At 52.3% G+C, this 1,263-nt stretch carries 2 protein-coding genes; both read right to left on the bottom strand.

Annotated elements, in window-relative coordinates:
* Nucleotides 1-930, bottom strand: a 930-nt coding sequence (locus tag DDT91_RS20300; protein ID WP_255502212.1) for a type IX secretion system membrane protein PorP/SprF, incomplete at its 3' end; no start/stop codon positions are given.
* 72 nt (nt 931-1,002) lie between these two features.
* On the bottom strand, nt 1,003-1,263 hold a 261-nt coding region (locus tag DDT91_RS20295; RefSeq protein ID WP_187178034.1), incomplete at its 5' end, for a T9SS type B sorting domain-containing protein.

Genomic DNA, 1,263 nt, shown 5'->3' with positions numbered 1-1,263 from the left:
GGTCTGCCGCTCATTCAAACGGAACAGGTTCAAGGTCAGGGTAAACTCATGGATGCCTCCCGGCAACAGGTAGCTTTCCACCACCGGAAATTCATACACGTAGCCCATGCGAAGCTTTCCGGCTATAAACCCCAACTGCACGTTGGTAGCATAATCCACCCGGTGACCCATTCCCAGCCAGAACCGGTCCATCATCAACAGCTTCAGGTTCATTTCCAGCACGTCCGGAAGGTTCTTTCTGCTTCTGTAAAAGGCATTCGTGGTCAAGGCAAGATTTTCATTCAGAGCCTGACGGAAACCTGCCTGGACCATATGTTCGGCAGGATAGCCGTCCATAAACTCGTCTCCCCGCTGTAGAGAGCCGCCGTTGACCCGGTGGATCCCATACGACACATAGTAGTTGGCATGCGTCAGGGCCATCCCGACGTTGAAGTCGATAACATTCAGATTGCTGAATGTCCCCAGGTACTGTCCTATCGTCGGATCGTTTGCCTCCTCTGTAGTCAGCGCATTGCCGTCCAATCGGATGCTCTGGTAGCTCAACCCGGTACCCAGTCGGAGGTTGTGCGTTTCGGTCAGCCTCACCCTGGCCGCATAGTTCACCGTCAGTTCGTTCTCCCGGAATGCACCAAAGTTGTCCTGAAGCAGGTTGACCGATAGCGCGTTCTTTCCCAGAAGCGCGGGGTTTACCTCGCCGGCCAGCTCTCCGAAGTCCAGTTCCGCCGAGAGATAATACGTCTTCGGCGCTCCCTCTATACCTCCCCACTGATTCCTCACCAACCCCCTCACCACGCTTCCTTCATAGCCTGTCAAAGCAGGATTGAAATAACTCTGGAAATGGGAAAACTGGCTGATGAACTTACGGGACTGGGCCATCGTCTCCGAAGCCGCTAGCAGCATGATCAACAAAACATATACCTTAGGTCTCATAGAAAATCGCATCATCGTGTTTTGGAAAATCGGGAAGAGGAAAAAAACCTCTTCCCTGTGTGAAAAAACTATTTATTGTCTGATCAGCGTTAAGGTTCCCCTTCTCACTTCTCCGGTCTCCCTGGATTCCAATATCCAGATGTACGTCCCCGTAGGCATCTCCTTGCCTTCATAGGTACCGTCCCAACTGACTGTCGGACTTTCGGTGTAAAACAACCTTCTACCGTCTCTGTCAAAGACCTGTACCCTGCCCCCTCGGAAATATTTCAGATTGGGGGTCGATGTAAGGATCGTAAGAAAGAGTGGACGTGGAGGGAGGTGTAGCAGACGGGT

It is taken from the genome of Algoriphagus sp. AK58, from assembly GCF_014324365.1.
Classification (GTDB): Bacteria; Bacteroidota; Bacteroidia; order Cytophagales; family Cyclobacteriaceae; genus Algoriphagus.
The sequence above is the reverse complement of the archived record's forward strand: the minus strand, read 5'-3'. Positions and strand labels throughout refer to the sequence as shown.